This window comes from Bacteroidota bacterium (assembly GCA_023957335.1).
Lineage (GTDB): Bacteria > Bacteroidota > Bacteroidia > NS11-12g > UBA955 > JALOAG01.
The window spans coordinates 15498-32352 of sequence record JAMLHC010000002.1 but is presented as its reverse complement, the minus strand read 5'-3'; the positions used below and the strand labels follow the sequence as shown (position 1 = coordinate 32352).

Annotated in this window: 14 protein-coding genes; 8 read left to right on the top strand and 6 right to left on the bottom strand. The window is 37.1% G+C overall.

Annotation, left to right across the window (positions count from 1 at the left end):
* The first annotated feature begins 122 nt into the window (after window positions 1-122).
* Together gyrA and M9892_03500 are read left to right on the top strand one after the other, a co-directional pair.
* On the top strand, window positions 123-2702 hold the full coding sequence (gene gyrA, locus M9892_03505; protein MCO5253415.1) for a DNA gyrase subunit A: 2580 nt from the start codon (window positions 123-125) through the stop codon (window positions 2700-2702).
* A gap of 81 nt (window positions 2703-2783) precedes the next feature.
* Window positions 2784-3995, top strand: a complete 1212-nt coding sequence (locus M9892_03500; protein MCO5253414.1) for a tetratricopeptide repeat protein — start codon at window positions 2784-2786, stop codon at window positions 3993-3995.
* Between the two features lie 52 nt (window positions 3996-4047).
* Here the strand turns inward: M9892_03500 and M9892_03495 are convergent, their stop codons facing one another.
* The 4 genes from M9892_03495 to M9892_03480 form a co-directional block, all read right to left on the bottom strand.
* Complete coding sequence (locus M9892_03495; GenBank protein ID MCO5253413.1) at window positions 4048-4431, bottom strand: SRPBCC domain-containing protein; 384 nt, start codon at window positions 4429-4431, stop codon at window positions 4048-4050.
* Window positions 4431-5822 (bottom strand): arginine decarboxylase, encoded by a 1392-nt coding sequence (locus M9892_03490; GenBank protein MCO5253412.1) that lies wholly within the window; start codon window positions 5820-5822, stop codon window positions 4431-4433. The genes M9892_03495 and M9892_03490 overlap by 1 nt, the downstream gene beginning before the upstream one ends.
* A gap of 129 nt (window positions 5823-5951) precedes the next feature.
* The gene (locus tag M9892_03485) at window positions 5952-7835 is read right to left on the bottom strand and encodes a peptide MFS transporter (GenBank protein MCO5253411.1); all 1884 of its coding nucleotides are present in this window, start codon (window positions 7833-7835) and stop codon (window positions 5952-5954) included.
* Window positions 7836-7896: 61 nt separating this feature from the next.
* Entirely contained in the window at window positions 7897-10071 is a 2175-nt protein-coding gene (locus M9892_03480) for a S9 family peptidase (GenBank protein MCO5253410.1), read from the bottom strand.
* Between the two features lie 44 nt (window positions 10072-10115).
* Between M9892_03480 and M9892_03475 the strand changes: the two genes are divergently transcribed.
* Complete coding sequence (locus tag M9892_03475; GenBank protein ID MCO5253409.1) at window positions 10116-11516, top strand: FAD-binding protein; 1401 nt, start codon at window positions 10116-10118, stop codon at window positions 11514-11516.
* Here M9892_03475 and M9892_03470 read toward each other — a convergent pair.
* A complete protein-coding gene (locus M9892_03470; GenBank protein ID MCO5253408.1) occupies window positions 11508-12533 on the bottom strand; it encodes a rhodanese-related sulfurtransferase in 1026 nt (341 codons plus the stop codon). The two genes, M9892_03475 and M9892_03470, sit on opposite strands and share 9 nt — an antisense overlap.
* A gap of 192 nt (window positions 12534-12725) precedes the next feature.
* Between M9892_03470 and M9892_03465 the strand changes: the two genes are divergently transcribed.
* Both M9892_03465 and M9892_03460 read left to right on the top strand, forming a co-directional pair.
* Window positions 12726-13367 carry a hypothetical protein gene (locus M9892_03465; protein ID MCO5253407.1) on the top strand — a complete coding sequence of 214 codons (642 nt, stop codon included), beginning with the start codon at window positions 12726-12728 and terminating at the stop codon, window positions 13365-13367.
* Between the two features lie 6 nt (window positions 13368-13373).
* A complete protein-coding gene (locus M9892_03460) occupies window positions 13374-13931 on the top strand; it encodes an NAD(P)H-dependent oxidoreductase (protein MCO5253406.1) in 558 nt (185 codons plus the stop codon).
* A gap of 5 nt (window positions 13932-13936) precedes the next feature.
* On the opposite strand, the gene M9892_03455 is transcribed toward M9892_03460, so the two are convergent.
* Window positions 13937-15004, bottom strand: coding sequence for an ABC transporter substrate-binding protein (locus tag M9892_03455; protein MCO5253405.1), 1068 nt, complete (start codon window positions 15002-15004; stop codon window positions 13937-13939).
* A gap of 74 nt (window positions 15005-15078) precedes the next feature.
* On the opposite strand from M9892_03455, the gene nusB reads away from it, so the two are divergent.
* Genes nusB through yajC form a run of 3 tightly spaced genes read left to right on the top strand, consistent with a single transcriptional unit; the run spans window position 15079 to window position 16854 of the window.
* Window positions 15079-16023, top strand: a complete 945-nt coding sequence (gene nusB, locus M9892_03450) for a transcription antitermination factor NusB (protein MCO5253404.1) — start codon at window positions 15079-15081, stop codon at window positions 16021-16023.
* Between the two features lie 38 nt (window positions 16024-16061).
* Window positions 16062-16520, top strand: coding sequence for a DUF1573 domain-containing protein (locus tag M9892_03445; protein MCO5253403.1), 459 nt, complete (start codon window positions 16062-16064; stop codon window positions 16518-16520).
* Window positions 16521-16530: 10 nt separating this feature from the next.
* A complete protein-coding gene (gene yajC / locus M9892_03440) occupies window positions 16531-16854 on the top strand; it encodes a preprotein translocase subunit YajC (protein MCO5253402.1) in 324 nt (107 codons plus the stop codon).
* Window position 16855: the final 1 nt, after the last annotated feature.

Sequence of the window (16855 nt, the reverse complement as noted above, 5' to 3'; positions counted from 1 at the left end):
AGTTTGATGACATTATAAAGTGCATTTCTTAAATAATTGATTCATGTTAAAATTATGTGAGCAAATAACCAAAGTTGTAACCCTTTTAACTATAAATTGCAGCACCTTTTGAAAGAGTAAAAATGGATAATCAGAACCCCGAAAACATGGAAGAAAGAATCATTTCGATTAATATCGAAGATGAGATGAAAACCGCATACATTGACTATTCAATGTCGGTAATTGTATCAAGAGCTTTGCCGGATGTCAGAGATGGACTAAAACCCGTACATAGGCGTGTCCTTTATGGAATGACTGACCTTGGACTCGCGCACAACAGACCTTACAAGAAATCAGCGAGAATAGTAGGAGAAGTATTAGGTAAATATCACCCACACGGAGACTCATCTGTATATGATACTATGGTTCGTATGGCGCAAGATTGGAGTTTGCGATATACTATGGTGGACGGACAAGGTAATTATGGTTCTATTGATGGTGACCCACCGGCAGCTATGCGTTATACCGAAGCAAGAATGAAAAAGATTGCGGAAGAAATGTTGGCTGATATTGATAAAAATACAGTTGATTTTAGACCCAATTTTGACGAATCACTAAAAGAACCCACCGTATTGCCGGCAAAAATACCCAATCTGCTTGTGAACGGAGCATCTGGAATTGCTGTGGGTATGGCAACCAATATGGCTCCACATCAATTAGGTGAGGTTATTGATGGAACAGTTGCTTACATTGACAATAATGATGTTGATATCCCCACTTTGATGACCTATATCAAAGCCCCCGATTTCCCTACGGGAGGAATTATATATGGAATGGAAGGAGTGCGTAGCGCTTACGAAACCGGCAGAGGCAGAGTAGTGATGCGTGGCAAAGCTGAATTTGAAACTTCTTCTACCGGCAAAGAAATGATTGTGGTAACCGAAGTCCCTTATATGGTTAGTCCGTCACAAATTATTGTGAAAGCGGTAGATTTGGTAAATGAGAAAGTGATTGATGGAATCAGTGGCATTCGTGATGAATCAGGAAGGCAGGGAATGAGGATCGTGTTTGACATCAAACGCGATGCCATCCCGAATGTAGTGCTGAATCAATTATATAAATATACTGCACTGCAAAGTTCTTTTAGTATCAACAATATTGCACTTGTAAATGGTCGTCCGGAGGTGTTGAATCTTAAAGGATTGATAAAACATTTTGTAAACCACAGACATGAGGTGGTTACCCGCAGAACAGAATATTTGCTTGATGAAGCCCAAAAACGAGCCCATATTTTAGAAGGATTGTTGATTGCATTAGATAATATTGATGCAGTCATAGAACTTATTAAAAAATCTAAAAATCCTAATGAAGCCAAAGACGGTCTGATGGCGCAGTTTAAACTCAGTGAAATCCAGTCTAAAGCCATACTGGAAATGAGATTACAAAGGCTTACAGGACTTGAGCAAGATAAAATTCGTGAGGAATACAAGGAAATTATGGAACTCATTAAATACTACAATGAAGTTCTTGCATCGTTTGAACTGCGAATGAAAATTATCAAAGACGAATTACTCGAAATTAAAGAAAAGTTTAATGATAAACGAAGGTCTGAAATTATTCTGTCTGCTGATGATATCAGTATTGAAGACCTGATTCCTGAAGAAAATGTGGTGGTTACAATTTCACACATGGGATATATCAAACGAACAACCTTAGACGAATATAGAGAACAAAACAGAGGAGGAAGAGGAAACAGAGGAGTGATTCATAGAGATGAGGATTTTGTTGAACATCTGATGATTGCTTCCACACATAATTACATTTTATTCTTTACCGAACAAGGGAGATGTTTCTGGCTCAAAGTATATGAAATTCCCGAAGGTGGTAAGGCAACCAAAGGCAGACCTATTCAAAATTTGATTCAGATTCCGTCTGATGACAAAGTGAAAGCATTTATTAATGTGCACAATCTTGACGACAAAGAGTACACAGAAAGCAATTATGTAATTCTTTGTACCAAGAAAGGTATTATTAAAAAGACTTCTTTAGAAGCATATTCACGACCAAGAGCCAATGGTATCAATGCAATTACAGTAAGAGACGGAGATGAATTACTCGAAGGAAAACTCACCAATGGAACCTGCGAAGTTGTTTTAGCTAAGAAGTCCGGTCGAGCTATCAGGTTTAATGAATCCCTTGTAAGACCAATGGGAAGAACAGCCTCCGGTGTAAAAGGTATTACACTGGAATCTACCAAAGACGAAGTTGTGGGTATGGTATGTGTGGATACAAAAGCGGATATTGGAACGACCATTTTAGTGGTGTCCGAAAACGGATATGGTAAACGCACTGACTTGGATGACTACAGAATAACAGGAAGAGGCGGTAAAGGTGTTAAAACTCTTAATATTACTGATAAAACCGGTGATTTAATTGCTATTAAATCTGTGGAAGAAAAGGACGGATTGATGATTATTAACCGTTCGGGTATGACCATCAGAATCAGAGTTGCAGATATGCGCGTGATGGGTAGAGCAACACAAGGCGTCAGATTGATTAATATTAAGGATAATGACAGCATAGCTTCTGTAGCAAGAATAAAATTTGATCCTGAAGCCGAAGATGCCGATACCGAAGTCGAAATCAATGATGCCAATGTTGAAGATATCATCAACCCTGATAATTCACAAGAAAATAATAACGAAGAACCTAACGAAGATTAATAACAAAGTTGCCGTTCCTATGACAAATATAGGAACGGCACAATAATTGAGAGATTGACTAAAAGACTAAAAATCAACTTTATGAAGAAATTACTTATATCCTTGATGCTTATTGCTTCTTCCGCTTACACAAGCAACGTTTCTGCACAATCACAAAATTTAACCGATGCGTGGTTTGCACTTAAGAATAGTGACCTGCCCAGAGCCAAACAATCGATTGATGAAGCCTATGTTCATGAGACCACCAAAGGGACTGCCAAGATGTATTACTATCGCGGTTTAGTCTATATGCAAATAGCAGCTAATGCCCAAGATGACCCCAAGTTCCATGAACTTGATTCCGAAGCTTCGATTAAATCTGCTGAATCTTTCTATCAGTATTTAATTTCAACAGAGAAGAAGAAAAAAAGCGAATTAGAAGATGTATATAGCAGTATGTTGTATGCAGCTAATTTTTGTATGATTGATGCAGGAAAATTCGGTGACAGACAACAATATGGTTTAGCCGTGAAATATGCTGAAGCAGCTTATAATCTCACACTTCATGATGACAAACAAAACCTAAAGCAAAATGGTATTACCACCAATAAATCATTGTTGAGCATGTATTATTATGCAAATGAAGGAGGTGATAAAACGAATGCATTAAAGTATTTGAACATGCTGATTGCAAACAAATATGACGACCCTCAGCTGTATATTTTTCTTGCCCATTCTTATTTCGAAAGTGGTGATTCAACCAAAGGAATAGAATCATTGCAAAAAGGACGAGAGTTGTATCCTGATAATAAAGATTTGTTGGTGGAAGAGATTAATTATTTTTTAGCTAAAGGCAAGACAGATGAATTGTTGGTGAGGTTTAATCAAGCTATTGAGTCCGACCCTGAAAACTCAAATTACTATTTTTATAGAGGCACATTGTACCACCAGAAAAAAGATTATGCAGCCGCTGAAAGAGATTACAAGAAAGCCATTGAATTGAACGAAGGTAATATGGATGCAAAATACAATATGGGTGCAATGTATATTGAGCAAACTATTCCTATTATTGAAAAAATGAATGCAAATGCATCCAATTTTGCTTTGTATGATGATTTAGAAATTAAAAAATATGCACTTTATGAAAAGGCACTCCCTTTTCTGAAAGAAGCATACGAGTCCGGTGATATCAAGGATAAGCAAGAAAAATTAAACCTTCTTACAATTCTGAGAGATTTCTATAAATTCAAAAAAGATAGAACAAATATGGAGTTCTATCAAACTGAGATTGAGAAAGTAACCGCAGGTAAATAAGAGTCAACACAGTATTGAATCAAAGGCTGGAATTAAAAGTTTCAGCCTTTTTTTATTCCTCTTCAAAAAAATCAATTAGAGCACCCCAATACATTTCATTCCATCCTATAACAATGTCATCATATGCTTCATCAGGAATATGAGTGTGGATTAATTCAACGGAGGTGCCCTTGTTGTGTGGATGTAGCTTGATTGTTACAATAGATTCATCAGTATCATCTCCAAAATACCACTGTTGGATAATCTTTTTACCATTCTCAAATTCAATGTTTCTTCCGCAAATATCCCCATCCCACAAAGAAAACTCTGAATCGGGTTCAGTACTCATTTCGGCAGGCTCGCCCGTCCAAAGTTGAATTATTAAAGGAGACGTCAGCGCTTTATATAACTCCTCAGGTGTTGCCTTGATTTGATAGTATTTTTTATAAGACTTCATCAATACCCAAGTATCTTTAACATGCTTTTATAACTCTGTTCCTTGCTAAATAATTTTGTAACCCAACCACCTTCCTCATCCCTTGAAATAAGAATTTGTTTAGGTGAGGGTGTTAAGCAGTGTTGAATTCCGCCATAACCACCAATGCTGTCTTGGTAGGCACCGGTGTGAAAAAATCCTATGTACAAAGGATCCTCAGGATCAAATCGCGGTAAATATATAGCATTGGAATGTTGATCTGAATTGTAGTAATCATCAGAATCGCAAGTAATGCCACCCAATAGCACTCTTTCGTATGTATTATCCCAATGATTTAAAGGAAGCATGATGAATTTCTTGTTGATTGCCCAAGAATCTGGGAGCGTAGTCATAAAAGAACTGTCAATCATGTTCCATTTTTCGCGGTCATTTTGAATTTTCTGTTCTTCTATTTTATAAATTATGCCACCACTTTCGCCAACAGTGAATGAGCCGAATTCTGTAAAAATATCCGGTTCGGGCACTCCCTGTGAATCGCAAACAGACTTGACTTGGGCTATGATTTCTGTTGCCATATATTCATAATCAAAATCAAATTTAAGCGAGTTTTTAATAGGGAACCCTCCGCCAATATTTAAACAGGTCAATTCAGGTTCAAATCTTTTTAAGTCGCAATAAACTCTCAAACATTTATGCAGCTCATTCCAATAATATGCATCGTCTTCAATCCCTGTATTAATAAAGAAGTGAAGCATCTTGAGTTTTACATTCTTGCGGGGTCTGATTTTTTGTTTGAAGAATGGAATGATGTCTTTGTATCCGATGCCAAGTCGTGAGGTATAGAATGGGAATTTAGGTTCTTCTTCTGCAGCAATCCTAATTCCGACATTTAATGGACCTTGTATTCTTGCCAATATTGCATCGGCTTCTTTAAAGTTATCAATAATGGGAATTACATTGGAGTACCCGTCTTCAATGATTTCTGCAATATTTTCAATGTATTGAGGTAGTTTAAATCCATTACAAATGATGAATTTGTCTTTTTTGATTAGCCCCTTTTCATACAAGGACTGAATAAGGTTGATATCAAAAGCTGAGGAAGTTTCGAGGTGTATATCGTTCTTTAATGCTTCTTCTATAACATGAATAAAGTGTGAACTTTTAGTGCAATAGCAGTAGTTGTACTCACCTTGATAGTCGGCTTTTGCCATTGCTACATTAAACCATTTTTTGGCTTTTTTGATGTTTTCAGAGATTTTGGGAAGGTATGTAAACTTCAATGGTGTGCCATATTGATACACAAGCTCCATAAGGTTAATTTCATGGAAGTTTAATTCGCCATTTTCTACATCAAATTCATCTTGTGGCCATTCAAATGTTTGTTCAATTAAGTCTATGTATTTGTTTTTCATTAATCCGACTGAGTTAGTTTGTAATAAAGTGGCAAATGTAAGTAATTTAGATTTTAAGTTTATTCACAATTTGAAACAAAAAAGGCGGAAATATTTCCGCCTTTTTACGTGTTGAATATTATCTGAATGTTATTTGATGCCGTGCATCCAACGGCTGATGGTGGGTCCCAGAAGGAATAAAACAACAGCGCAACCGATAGCAATAAATCCTAACATCCTAAAAACTCCCATACCTAATGCTAATGCATTTGCACGTAAGGAAGAAATCACAGAACCGCTGATACTTTCGTTGATTAACTGAGTAGCTGCTTCTTCTGACATTTGACCAAAATCTTTATTAACACTTCCATAAGTCAAGAAGTGTTTAGTGCCTTTTTCAATAAGTTGATTTTTTTCGTCTTGGTTGCTTACATTAAGTGATTCATCCATTATCTCCTTAATCTGAACTGTGCCAATAGCATATCTGGGAGTGTCGGATGCTTGATTCAAGTTAGTTAACATCTGCTCGCTTATCAGTGATTTTTCAACAGAATTATCCTCTAATGATTTTATAAATGCATCATTCTCTATTACTTTAACAATGTTTTTATCTTCGATTCTATTCTTGAATGACTCACTCTTGACAATTTTGCTTTCACTTACAGTGGTGAACTCCGCAATGTGCTTGCCGCCTTGGTGGGCAATGGATGAAGATAAGAACCAAATTCCCATCATCAAACCGACAATCTTTGCAGGTGAAAGTTTGGTTACTAATGAAAGTCCAACCGGAGAAAGTGTTAATTCTCCTAATGTATGCAACAAGTATAGCATAATTAAGAAAAATGCCGGTACTAATCCTGCTACTGCATAATTATTACCTGTGGTCAAGACAATATAACCCAGACCTAATAAAGTTAAGCCCGTTGCAAATTTATAAGGAGCGGCAGGCTCTTTTCCTGCATTGCCAAGTTTAATCCATATCCAAGAAAAAATTGGCGCAAATAGCATGATGAATAAAGGATTTACAGATTGAAAGAATGTAGTGGGTGCATTAAAACTACCTATGTGTCTGTCCACGTTACGCTCTGTAAATAAGTTCAATGCGGAACCTGCAAGTTCAAAGAATGTCCAGAAAATAGTTGTAAATAGCAATAAGATAACAATTACCCATATCCTTTGCATCTGAACTTTGTCGTACTTTTTAGCTTGTACCAATAAATATCCTATCACCAATACAGCCAAAATAGCCAATCCTATATCTACTACACTATTATTAATTACCAAAACCCAAGCGATAGGTATCATGATGAGTACAATCAAGAATGGAAGGATTTTGTTGCTAATTCCATTAACAAGAGGCGTAGAAGCACTTTCAGGTGCATAGCCGTATTCTTCCAACCATCCTTTCTTTTGGGCAAGCAAAAAAATCACATAGCCTAACATCATTCCCAATCCAGCCGTTAAAAATCCATATCTCCATCCTTCAATTTCTCCGATAGCACCACAAGTTAAAGGTGTTAAAAATGCACCAATATTGATACCCATATAAAAAATGGTGAAAGCACCATCTCGTTTGGGGTCGCCTTCTTTATAAAATCTACCTATCAAACTGGAAATATTGGGTTTGAAAAATCCGTTTCCAATGACGAGAAAGGCAAGACCTAAAAAGAAAGTGGTTTGGTTGTCAAGGAAAAGCGTAAATTGTCCAAGCGCCATGAGCAATGCACCCCAAATAATGGCTTTTCTAAAACCCATAATCTTGTCGGCAAGTACACCTCCCACCAGCGGGGTGAGGTACACCAATGCCCCATAAGCGGCATAGATTCCATAGGCTTTGGCATCATCAAAAGCAAAACCTCCTTTTACAATCTCAGAAGTCATGTAAAGAACGAGCAAAGCACGCATTCCATAATAACTGAATCGCTCCCATAGTTCCACCATAAATAAAGCAAATAATGCTTTAGGATGAATTTTACGATTTAATAAGATTACAAAGGCTACCCAGATGGCAACTGCCCCCCAGGCTAATAACATAATTGAGTAAGGATGCATATTGGTATTTAATTAATTAAGACTGCGAATGTAAAAATAAAAACTACAAATTTTCTACGATAAAATTTGTGATACGGTTGAATAAGTGGAGTCTGGTCAAGCCGCCATAGATACCGTGATTCTTGTTTGGATAAAATTCGGATTCGAAAGCAATGTTTTTTTCTACCATCAAACGCACCATTTCCATAGACTGCTGCATGTGCACGTTGTCATCAGCCGTGCCGTGAATGATTAAGTACTTTCCCTTGATTTTGTTAACGTGTGCAAGAGGTGCATTAAATTCGTATCCGTCTTTGTTCTCAATGGGAGTGCGCATATATCTTTCGGTGTAAATATTATCATAAAACTTCCAATTGGTAACCGGTGCTACTGCAACAGCCGTTTTGAAAATATCACTACCTAAAGTAATACCCAAAGAACTCATGAATCCGCCATAACTCCAGCCCCAGATTCCGATTCGACTTGCATCCACATAAGGTTGCGCTGCCATCCAGCGCGCAGATAAAATTTGGTCTTCAATCTCCAGTTTGCCCAAGTTCAGATATGTGCATTTTTTGAATTCTTCACCTCTGAAACCGGTGCCACGGTTATCTACGCTCATAATTATATAACCTTTTTGGGCAAGCATTTGAAACCAGATATAATTGCTGCCACCCCATTGGTTCTTAACAGTCTGAGAGCCGGGACCGCCATATACATAGAACAAAACCGGATATTTTTTATTTGCATCAAAATCAGTTGGAAGTATTTGCCAGTAGTTAAGTTTGTCTCCATTTGATGTGGTGAGTTGCCCAAAACTGTAGGAACCAAACTTTTCGTTTTTTAACTTATTGGATAATATCTCGTTATTTTCTAATTCTCTAACGAGCTTGCCGTTATTGTCTTTAAGCAGGTAAATGGGTGGGGTAGAGAAGGTGGAAAAAACTTCCATAAAAAAGTGTCCGCCTTTTGTAAATGTAACATTGTGCCATCCTGCACCATTTGTGATTTTGGTTTTCTTCTTTTTGGAAATTTCAATTTTATAGAGTTGTCTTTCGCTTGGAGTTTCTTCTGCAGACGTAAAGTAAATTACGCCTTTGTCTGAATCAAAGTATTTAATGGCATCTACATCGTATGTAGGCATTGTGATTTCAGTCAATGCTTTGTTTTGTGTATTGTATTCAAAAATCTGATTAAATCCTTTGCGTTCACTCAAAAACACAAACCGTGTTCCTGTTTTGTCAAAATAGTATTGGTCATTTATGTCAATATAATACTTGTTGTCTTCTTCATATACGGTTTCTGTCAGGTCTTTACTTGGGATGTATCTTTTGATTGCCAAGTGATTTTGATGTCTGTTTAACTGTTGGAAATATAATATATCAGCATTAGCCCACTGAATACGTGGCAAATAGGAATCATCGTTCTCGGTGCTTGCAATGCTGATGGATTTTAATGCAGTTAAATCATAAACGTTCACACTCACAATGGAATTAGGTTCTCCTGCCTTTGGATATTTGTAGGTCTCCGGTTTGGGGTAGGAATCTCCATTATATAATTCAATCGTAAACTCGGGTACTTTCCTTTCGTCAAATCGCAAATAAGCAATTCTCTTACCGTCCGGACTCCATTCAAAACCGCGACTCATACTGAATTCCTCTTCATACACCCAATCAACCGCACCATAGATGATTTCATTTGCCTTGCCATCACCTCCAATGGCAGTTACGCTCCCATTGCTCAAGTTTTCTACTATTAGGTTGTTGTGTAAAACAGCAGCCACTTTGTCTCCATCAGGTGAGAAAGTGGGGTATCTGCATGGCTCTCCAAAAACATATTTAATTTCTTTGGTTTTTAGATTGAGTACATAAGCCTTAGCTTCATAGGAATGTCTGTAAATGGGTTGAATATCGCTTTCAATCAATACTTTAGTTTCATCTGCACTAAAATCGAAAGAGGAGATGGTAATTTCCTTTCCTTTGAATTTCAAATCGGATTTACTTACTATGGTTGCAAGTTTCTTCCCTGTTTTTAAATCATAGGTGTTGATTTCGTTGTCATCGAGTTTGACAAAACGTTTGCCGTCTTGCATTGCTACAAAATTTGAAACTCCTTTTGGACTATATTTAGATGAAGCCCAGATGTCGTTTAATACAAGGTTCTGTGCTTGTGTAATTTGGGGAAAAGTAATCAGAACTATTCCGAAAAGCAGGATGATTTTACTAATTGTTTTGTTCATTTTTGTTGTCAGATTCAGAAGTCAAAAGTATTTATTTTTTAACAATGCAATACCACAAAGTATCAGAAGAACATCTGCGCGAGCTTCGTGCCATACTTCCGCCTGAACAAATTATTGTTGAGGAAAGTAAAATTCAACCCTACGGAAGTGATCATACAGAAGATCTTTTTTTCTTGCCGGAAGTTGTTTTGTTGCCCACAGATGCAAATCAGGTTGCGAGCATATTGTCATTTTGCAATAAACATTTGATACCTGTTACACCCAGAGGAGCCGGTACAGGCTTGAGTGGAGGAAGTCTGCCGGTTTTGGGAGGAATTTCACTATCACTAGAAAAGATGAATAAAATCATCGAGATTGATTTAAAAAATCTTCAAGCACGTGTGCAGCCGGGCGTTATCAATCAAGAATTGCGCAATGCAGTAGAACCCTTAGGATTATTTTATCCGCCCGACCCTGCCAGCAAAGGTTCTTGCTTTTTAGGTGGAAATATTGCTCATGCTTCAGGAGGTCCCAGAGCGGTTAAGTATGGGACGACCAAAGATTATGTCTTGAACTTACAAGTCGCTTTGCCCAATGGTGAGTTGATATGGACAGGAGCAGATACCCTCAAGTTCAGCACGGGTTACAACCTCACTCAGTTGATGGTGGGGAGTGAAGGCACCTTGGGTGTGGTTACAGAGATTGTGCTTAAACTGATACCCTATCCGGCTCACAGACTGTTGATGTTAACCCGTTTCGAAAAAGCTGAAAATGCTTGTGTATTTATCCCTGAAATCATGCGCAAAGGGATTACCCCATCTGCTATGGAGTTTATGGAACGCAAGGCTATGGAAATTGCATCGCAAGTAACCGGAATACCTATGAACACAGAAGGAGTCGAGGCGTTTGTTTTGATAGAATTGGATGGAAATAATCTCGAAATGCTTATGGCTGATTGTGAGCAGATATACCAAACACTTGAACAGTATGGAGCCGGTGAAACCGAACTTGCCGAAACTGCCCAACAACAAGAGAAGTTTTGGAAATTGCGCAGAATCATGGGGGAGGCTGTCAAACAAAGTTCAATTTATAAAGAAGAAGATACAGTTGTCCCTCGTTTTGAATTACCCAAATTGTTTGCACGTGTGAAAGAACTTGAAAGTAAATATGGTTTTCAGAGTGTTTGTTATGGACATGCCGGAGATGGGAATTTGCATGTCAATATTCTTAAAAACAATTTGTCTGACAATGATTGGAAAATAATGATTCCCAATGCGATTAGAGAGCTTTTCATTACTTGCAAAGCCTTAGGAGGAACTATCTCTGGCGAACATGGGATTGGGCTGGTGCAAAAAGAATATATGCCTATTGTATATAGCCCCACTCATATTGCTTTAATGAAAGGAATCAAGCAAGTCTTTGACCCGAATGGAATCTTAAATCCGGGTAAGATTTTTTTAAACTGATTGCATAGGCTGTAATCTGCCTTTACTGAAAATTTTCTTTTGGGCTGTATGTTGTTTGCGCCACTCTTTTTGCTTGTTTTCATCCCAAGAAATCACTTCTTGACAAAGGTCAGAACAGCAATGATTGTGATTTGCAGCACATTCTTCACATTGAATAAATAAGATATTGCATCCGGTATTGGCGCAATTAACGTGCGTGTCGCAAGGATTGCCGCATTGATGGCAATGTGAAATGACATCGCAAGAAATACTTTCTGAAAGTCTTTCATCAAATACAAAATTTTTTCCTTTGAATTTGTTAGGTAAATTCTGTTCCTTGATTTGGCGCGCATATTCAATTATTCCGCCATTAAGCTGATAAACATTATTAAACCCTTTGTATTTCAAATAAGCACTTGCTTTTTCGCAGCGAATTCCTCCGGTGCAATACATTACTATAGGATTAGCTTTCTTGTCTTGTAGCATATCTGCAACTTTGGGTAGTTGTTCACGGAATGTTTCTACATCTGGAAGAATAGCATTTTCAAAATGCCCAATTTCGCTTTCATAATGATTGCGCATGTCCACCAATATAGTCCCTTCTTGTGATGTCAATTCGTTAAATTCCTTTGCTGACAAGTGTTTTCCACAGTCAGAGGGATTGAATCCGGGGTCGTCAATACCATCTGCTACAATTTTATTTCTTACTTTAATGGTAAGTTTGAAGAAAGAATGACCATTATCTTCAATAGCAATATTGAGTCGGACTCCATTGAGAAAATCTATTCCGTTCAACAATTCTTTGAATTCTTCTAAATTGGCGGTAGGCACCGAAATCTGGGCATTGATACCTTCTTGAGAAACATAGATTCTCCCCAAAACACCTAATTGCGAGAAATGGTAATACAAATTATCTCTGAAAAGGGTAGGGTTGTCAATGTGGTGATATTTATATAGTGAAATAGTGGTTCGACTCTCAGATGAATTATGCATTTTCTTCATGAGTTCTTTGCCATTCACTCTATTGTGTAAAATCATGCTGCAAAATTAAGTGCTATTCATGTCTTTCATAGTGATATTTTTTTAGACTTTTGAAAACACGTTGAGGATAGTAATGTAAAAGGATAAGTAAGTTGAAGATTATTTGTGTATATGTATATGGCTCTCCATTGGCTAATGCCTTGTTTATAAGGTAGATTTGCACTCTTATAAAAAGAATTATTCAAAATCATGTTTAAGAAAGTATTAACCCTTGTTGTATTATTAATGTCCGGTTTGTTTGTAATTCAATTGCAAGCCCAAAAAGTCAAAGAAACCAAAATATCTTTTAATAAATCAGATGTAGCAGCTTATTCTATTGAGTATAATGTCTCCAAGTCCGAGTTAAGCAAAGTGGCTGCCCAATATTTTGCAAAAGTCATTAACGGAAAGAAGTCAAGTGAATCAGGTTTTGTGTTGTACAAAGCCTCCAGCTGGGATGCGATGCCATTTGACAAAGGTGATATTTATTATAAAGTGGAAGGGAATAAGAAAACTTCTACGCTCATTATTTTAGTGTCAATGGGATATGACAACTTTGTTTCTTCCTCGATTGAACCTAAGGTGTTAGCTGCACTATCTGTTTTTGCACCTGAATTTCAAAAAGAAATTGATGCGTTTCAACTCAATAATAAAATTGAAGAACAAGAGCGTAAAATCAACTCAATCGAAAAGGAGTATAAATCCAAAATGAAAAAAGAGCGCAAATACAACAAGAAGATTGATAAGTTGAATAGGAAAATTGCCAAAAACAAGCAGAAATACGAAGCTTTAGCCACTGAGATTGACAAACAAAAACAGATTTTGGAAGATTTGCAAAAGCAAAAAAAATAAAATGCCATGAAGACAATCGGAATATTTGTAGGAAGCCTTCGCAAGGATTCATTATCACAAAAGATTGCATTAAATATACAAACAATGGCTCCCGAAGGATATGAATTCAAAATCATTTCAATAGGTCATCTGCCTTTTTACAACCAGGATTTAGATACAGAAGAAAGTGTACACGAGAATTTTGTTACTTTCCGAAATATCATCAAACAACTTGATGGAGTTTTCTTTGTTACACCGGAATATAATCGCTCAATTCCTGCTGTATTGAAAAATGCGCTGGATGTAGCTTCTCGTCCTGCCGGACAAAACTGCTGGAGCGGAAAACCGGGTGCAATAGTGAGCATGTCCATTGGTAATATTGCCGGATTTGGGGCTAACCATCACTTGCGCCAAACCCTTACTTTCTTGAATGTATATACAATGCAGCAGCCGGAGGCTTATTTGGCTCAAATTAGTCCGGACTTATTTGATGCCAATAATAAACTCATAGACACAAGAGTAAATACTTTTCTCAAGAAAGTGGTAGATGCTTATACCGTTTGGTTTGAAAAGCTAACCCGCTAATTTTATCATTCCAACTTTTGGTAATAGACTAAGTTTTGCATCGAATCGGAATGAAAAATTTGAATCAAATCTCGTAAAACTACTTGTGGTCGGACAGGCGCGGTTTCCCAAAATGCGTTTCCTCCCTTTGCATTTACTTGCTTATTATTGTTGAAAACCATTCGGTTTTTGAAAGCACTAAAATCAGCATATCTGGGTTCTACACTTTGCATATTTGCCAATGTTTTGTATGCACCGGGATGTAGCCAAATGTCAGCATTGAGAGCAGTTTGAGCAACGGTTTCCAGACTCAGTGGGATTCTGCCGGCTTCCCCATTGTTTTTCCAAATATAATCACCACCTGCATCTTGAACGAGTTGAGCAGTATAGCTTTGAGCCGCAGGGACATCCCAAATGCCTCCAAAAAGAATTCCAATCATAACCCTTGGCTGATGCGGGTATGTCTTGCCTTTAAGAGCATTATATTCAGATTCGATTTTGTTGAATAAGCTAAAAGCTTCCTCTTTTTTACCACTAAGTATTCCAAAGGCTTTTATCCATTCTGCTCGCCCCAATGGGTTTTCTTCCAGATAATTATTGCATAAAAACAATGGAATATTCAAGGATTTGAGTTTGTCTTGAAGAATGGATGAAATTTCTCCATACCCTGAATGTATGATTAGGTCAGGATGAAGACTTATCAGTAATTCAGCATTGATCACACCACCCGTGCTGACCGAAGTCGGGTTGCGTGTAAGTAAATTTGGATTGCTCAAAAAACTGATATCATCCACCGCAATGATGGAATTTTGAGCTTCGATTTCGCATAAGAATCCGGAAAAAACTGATGACAAGGATGCAATTTTATGATAATATTGTGTGTCGCGTTTACTGATAGGATATTCAAATAGTTTATTGTCAACTGTTGATACTGTTATGAGAAAAGTGTCTTTGCTTTCTTTGATTGACAACAGTTTTGAATATTTTATGAGCTCATTACCTGTAAATGTTTTTGCTTGTTTGTTAGAAAGGGTACAAGCATTTTGAAGAACTAAAAGTAATATTAAAATAGTTGTGAGAGATAGGGTTTTCACGTCCACAAATTAAATCTTGTTTTTTTGTTTCTCACTCAGATATTAGACTATTTTCGCACCTCCAAAAGTTCTCTATGCTGGCACGCAGAAATTTAAGAATAAAAGCCTTTCAGATATTGTTCTCCGAAAGGTCAAAAGGTGAAGCCGACCCCAAGAAGATACTGGCTGCATTTAATCATAATATGAAGTTGTTTGAGCAGATGTACGGGCAATTATTGCTCTTGCCTTCAGCTTTGTATCATTACTTATTATCTGAAAAAGATTTTGAATTGTCTAAGTATTTTCCCGACAAAGAAAAGATTAGACAGACTTCAGTGCTGGAAAACAATGTATTTGTCGCACTGACAGAAGATTCCAAAGAGTTAGACGCCATATTAAAAAAATCTCCTTTTGACTGGAAAAACCAAGGAGAACTTTTTGAGAAAATTTTTAAAGAGATGAAAAACACCGACTTTTTCAAAGACTACATTGTTTTTGATGAACCCAATCAAAAGCAACAAGAGGAATTTTTGTTGAGTCTGTACGGTTATCTTTTTGAAACAAATACAGACTTTCAGGATGAGATGGCTGATATTTACTATGATTGGGACTACGATGTGTTTAACTTCTATCAGATGCTTTCGGATTCACTTCGGAATTCCTATTTAAACAATACGCTCTTTATCCAAAAAGTTTATAAAGACGAAGAAGAAGATTATGATTTTGTTCGAGATTTAGTCGAAAAAACAATTGTTGAGAGCAGCAGCTATCACAAAATATTGCAAGTAGTGGCAAAATCATGGGACACCGAGCGCATTGCCAAGGTTGATATTCTACTGATGGAAATGGCTATATCGGAGTTTCTGTATTTCCCCACAATTCCGTTGAAGGTAACCATTAACGAGTATATAGATTTGGCAAAGATATTTAGCACAGACAAGAGCCATATTTTTATAAACGGTGTACTTGACAAAACAAAAGATTTATTGTTGTCGGAGGGTAAGATTAAGAAAGAGGGACGGGGCTTGCGAGACAAATAAAAAATAATACTTTTGCACTCTATTTATAAATCAAACAAATGAAAAAGATATTGCTTATTGCTTGTGTTGCAGCTGTTGTTTCTTATGGATGCGGAAATTCCGAAAAGTCCGGAGTTACAACAGATGTAATCAAAGACAATGCTACTGCGGATAATCCCAATGGAGCTTCTCAGGGTATGCCCGAAATTACATTCAACGTGTATGACCACGATTTCGGCACTATTACAGAAGGAGAAGTAGTTGAAACTACTTTTAAATTCAAAAATAATGGAACAGCAAACCTATTGATTTCAGATGCTAAAGGAGATTGTGGCTGTACTGTGCCGGTTTTCCCAAAAGAACCTATTAAGCCGGGTCAAGAAAGCAAGATTACCGTTTCTTTTAATAGTTCAGGTAAGGTAGGAGAGAACACCAAAAGAGTTACAGTTACCACCAACTCAAAAGAGGCAAACGCTTATTTAACAATCAAAGCAACCGTATTACCCAAATCAAAATAATATATCATTCATGCTATTAACAAGTATTTTATTAGACGCAGCCACTCCCGCTGGAGGAATTGGCTCTTTTTTACCTTTAATCCTGATTATCGTTGTGTTTTATTTCTTTATGATTTTGCCACAAACCAAAAAGAATAAAAAGACCAGAAAGTTTCTTGAAGAACTCAAAAAAGGAGATAAAGTTGTTACAACCGGTGGTATTCACGGAAAAGTAGGTTCTATACAGGACACTAAGGTAACTATCGAGTGTGAAGGCACAACAAGTTTTGTAATCGAGAAATCCGGACTTTCTGCAGAGTTAAGCCTTGCAGCACAAGGAGTTCCAACCAAATAAC

Bases quoted from the DNA above. Each gene is read 5' to 3' on its own strand.
- nusB (MCO5253404.1), top strand. From the start codon at position 15,079: ATGCTGGCACGCAGAAATTTAAGAATAAAAGCCTTTCAGATATTGTTC.
- M9892_03470 (MCO5253408.1), bottom strand. From the start codon at position 12,533: ATGATTTTACACAATAGAGTGAATGGCAAAGAACTCATGAAGAAAATG.
- M9892_03480 (MCO5253410.1), bottom strand. From the start codon at position 10,071: ATGAACAAAACAATTAGTAAAATCATCCTGCTTTTCGGAATAGTTCTG.
- M9892_03445 (MCO5253403.1), top strand. From the start codon at position 16,062: ATGAAAAAGATATTGCTTATTGCTTGTGTTGCAGCTGTTGTTTCTTAT.
- M9892_03495 (MCO5253413.1), bottom strand. From the start codon at position 4,431: ATGAAGTCTTATAAAAAATACTATCAAATCAAGGCAACACCTGAGGAG.
- M9892_03460 (MCO5253406.1), top strand. From the start codon at position 13,374: ATGAAGACAATCGGAATATTTGTAGGAAGCCTTCGCAAGGATTCATTA.
- M9892_03500 (MCO5253414.1), top strand. From the start codon at position 2,784: ATGAAGAAATTACTTATATCCTTGATGCTTATTGCTTCTTCCGCTTAC.
- M9892_03490 (MCO5253412.1), bottom strand. From the start codon at position 5,822: ATGAAAAACAAATACATAGACTTAATTGAACAAACATTTGAATGGCCA.
- yajC (MCO5253402.1), top strand. From the start codon at position 16,531: ATGCTATTAACAAGTATTTTATTAGACGCAGCCACTCCCGCTGGAGGA.
- gyrA (MCO5253415.1), top strand. From the start codon at position 123: ATGGATAATCAGAACCCCGAAAACATGGAAGAAAGAATCATTTCGATT.
- M9892_03475 (MCO5253409.1), top strand. From the start codon at position 10,116: ATGCAATACCACAAAGTATCAGAAGAACATCTGCGCGAGCTTCGTGCC.
- M9892_03485 (MCO5253411.1), bottom strand. From the start codon at position 7,835: ATGTTATTAGCCTGGGGGGCAGTTGCCATCTGGGTAGCCTTTGTAATC.
- M9892_03465 (MCO5253407.1), top strand. From the start codon at position 12,726: ATGTTTAAGAAAGTATTAACCCTTGTTGTATTATTAATGTCCGGTTTG.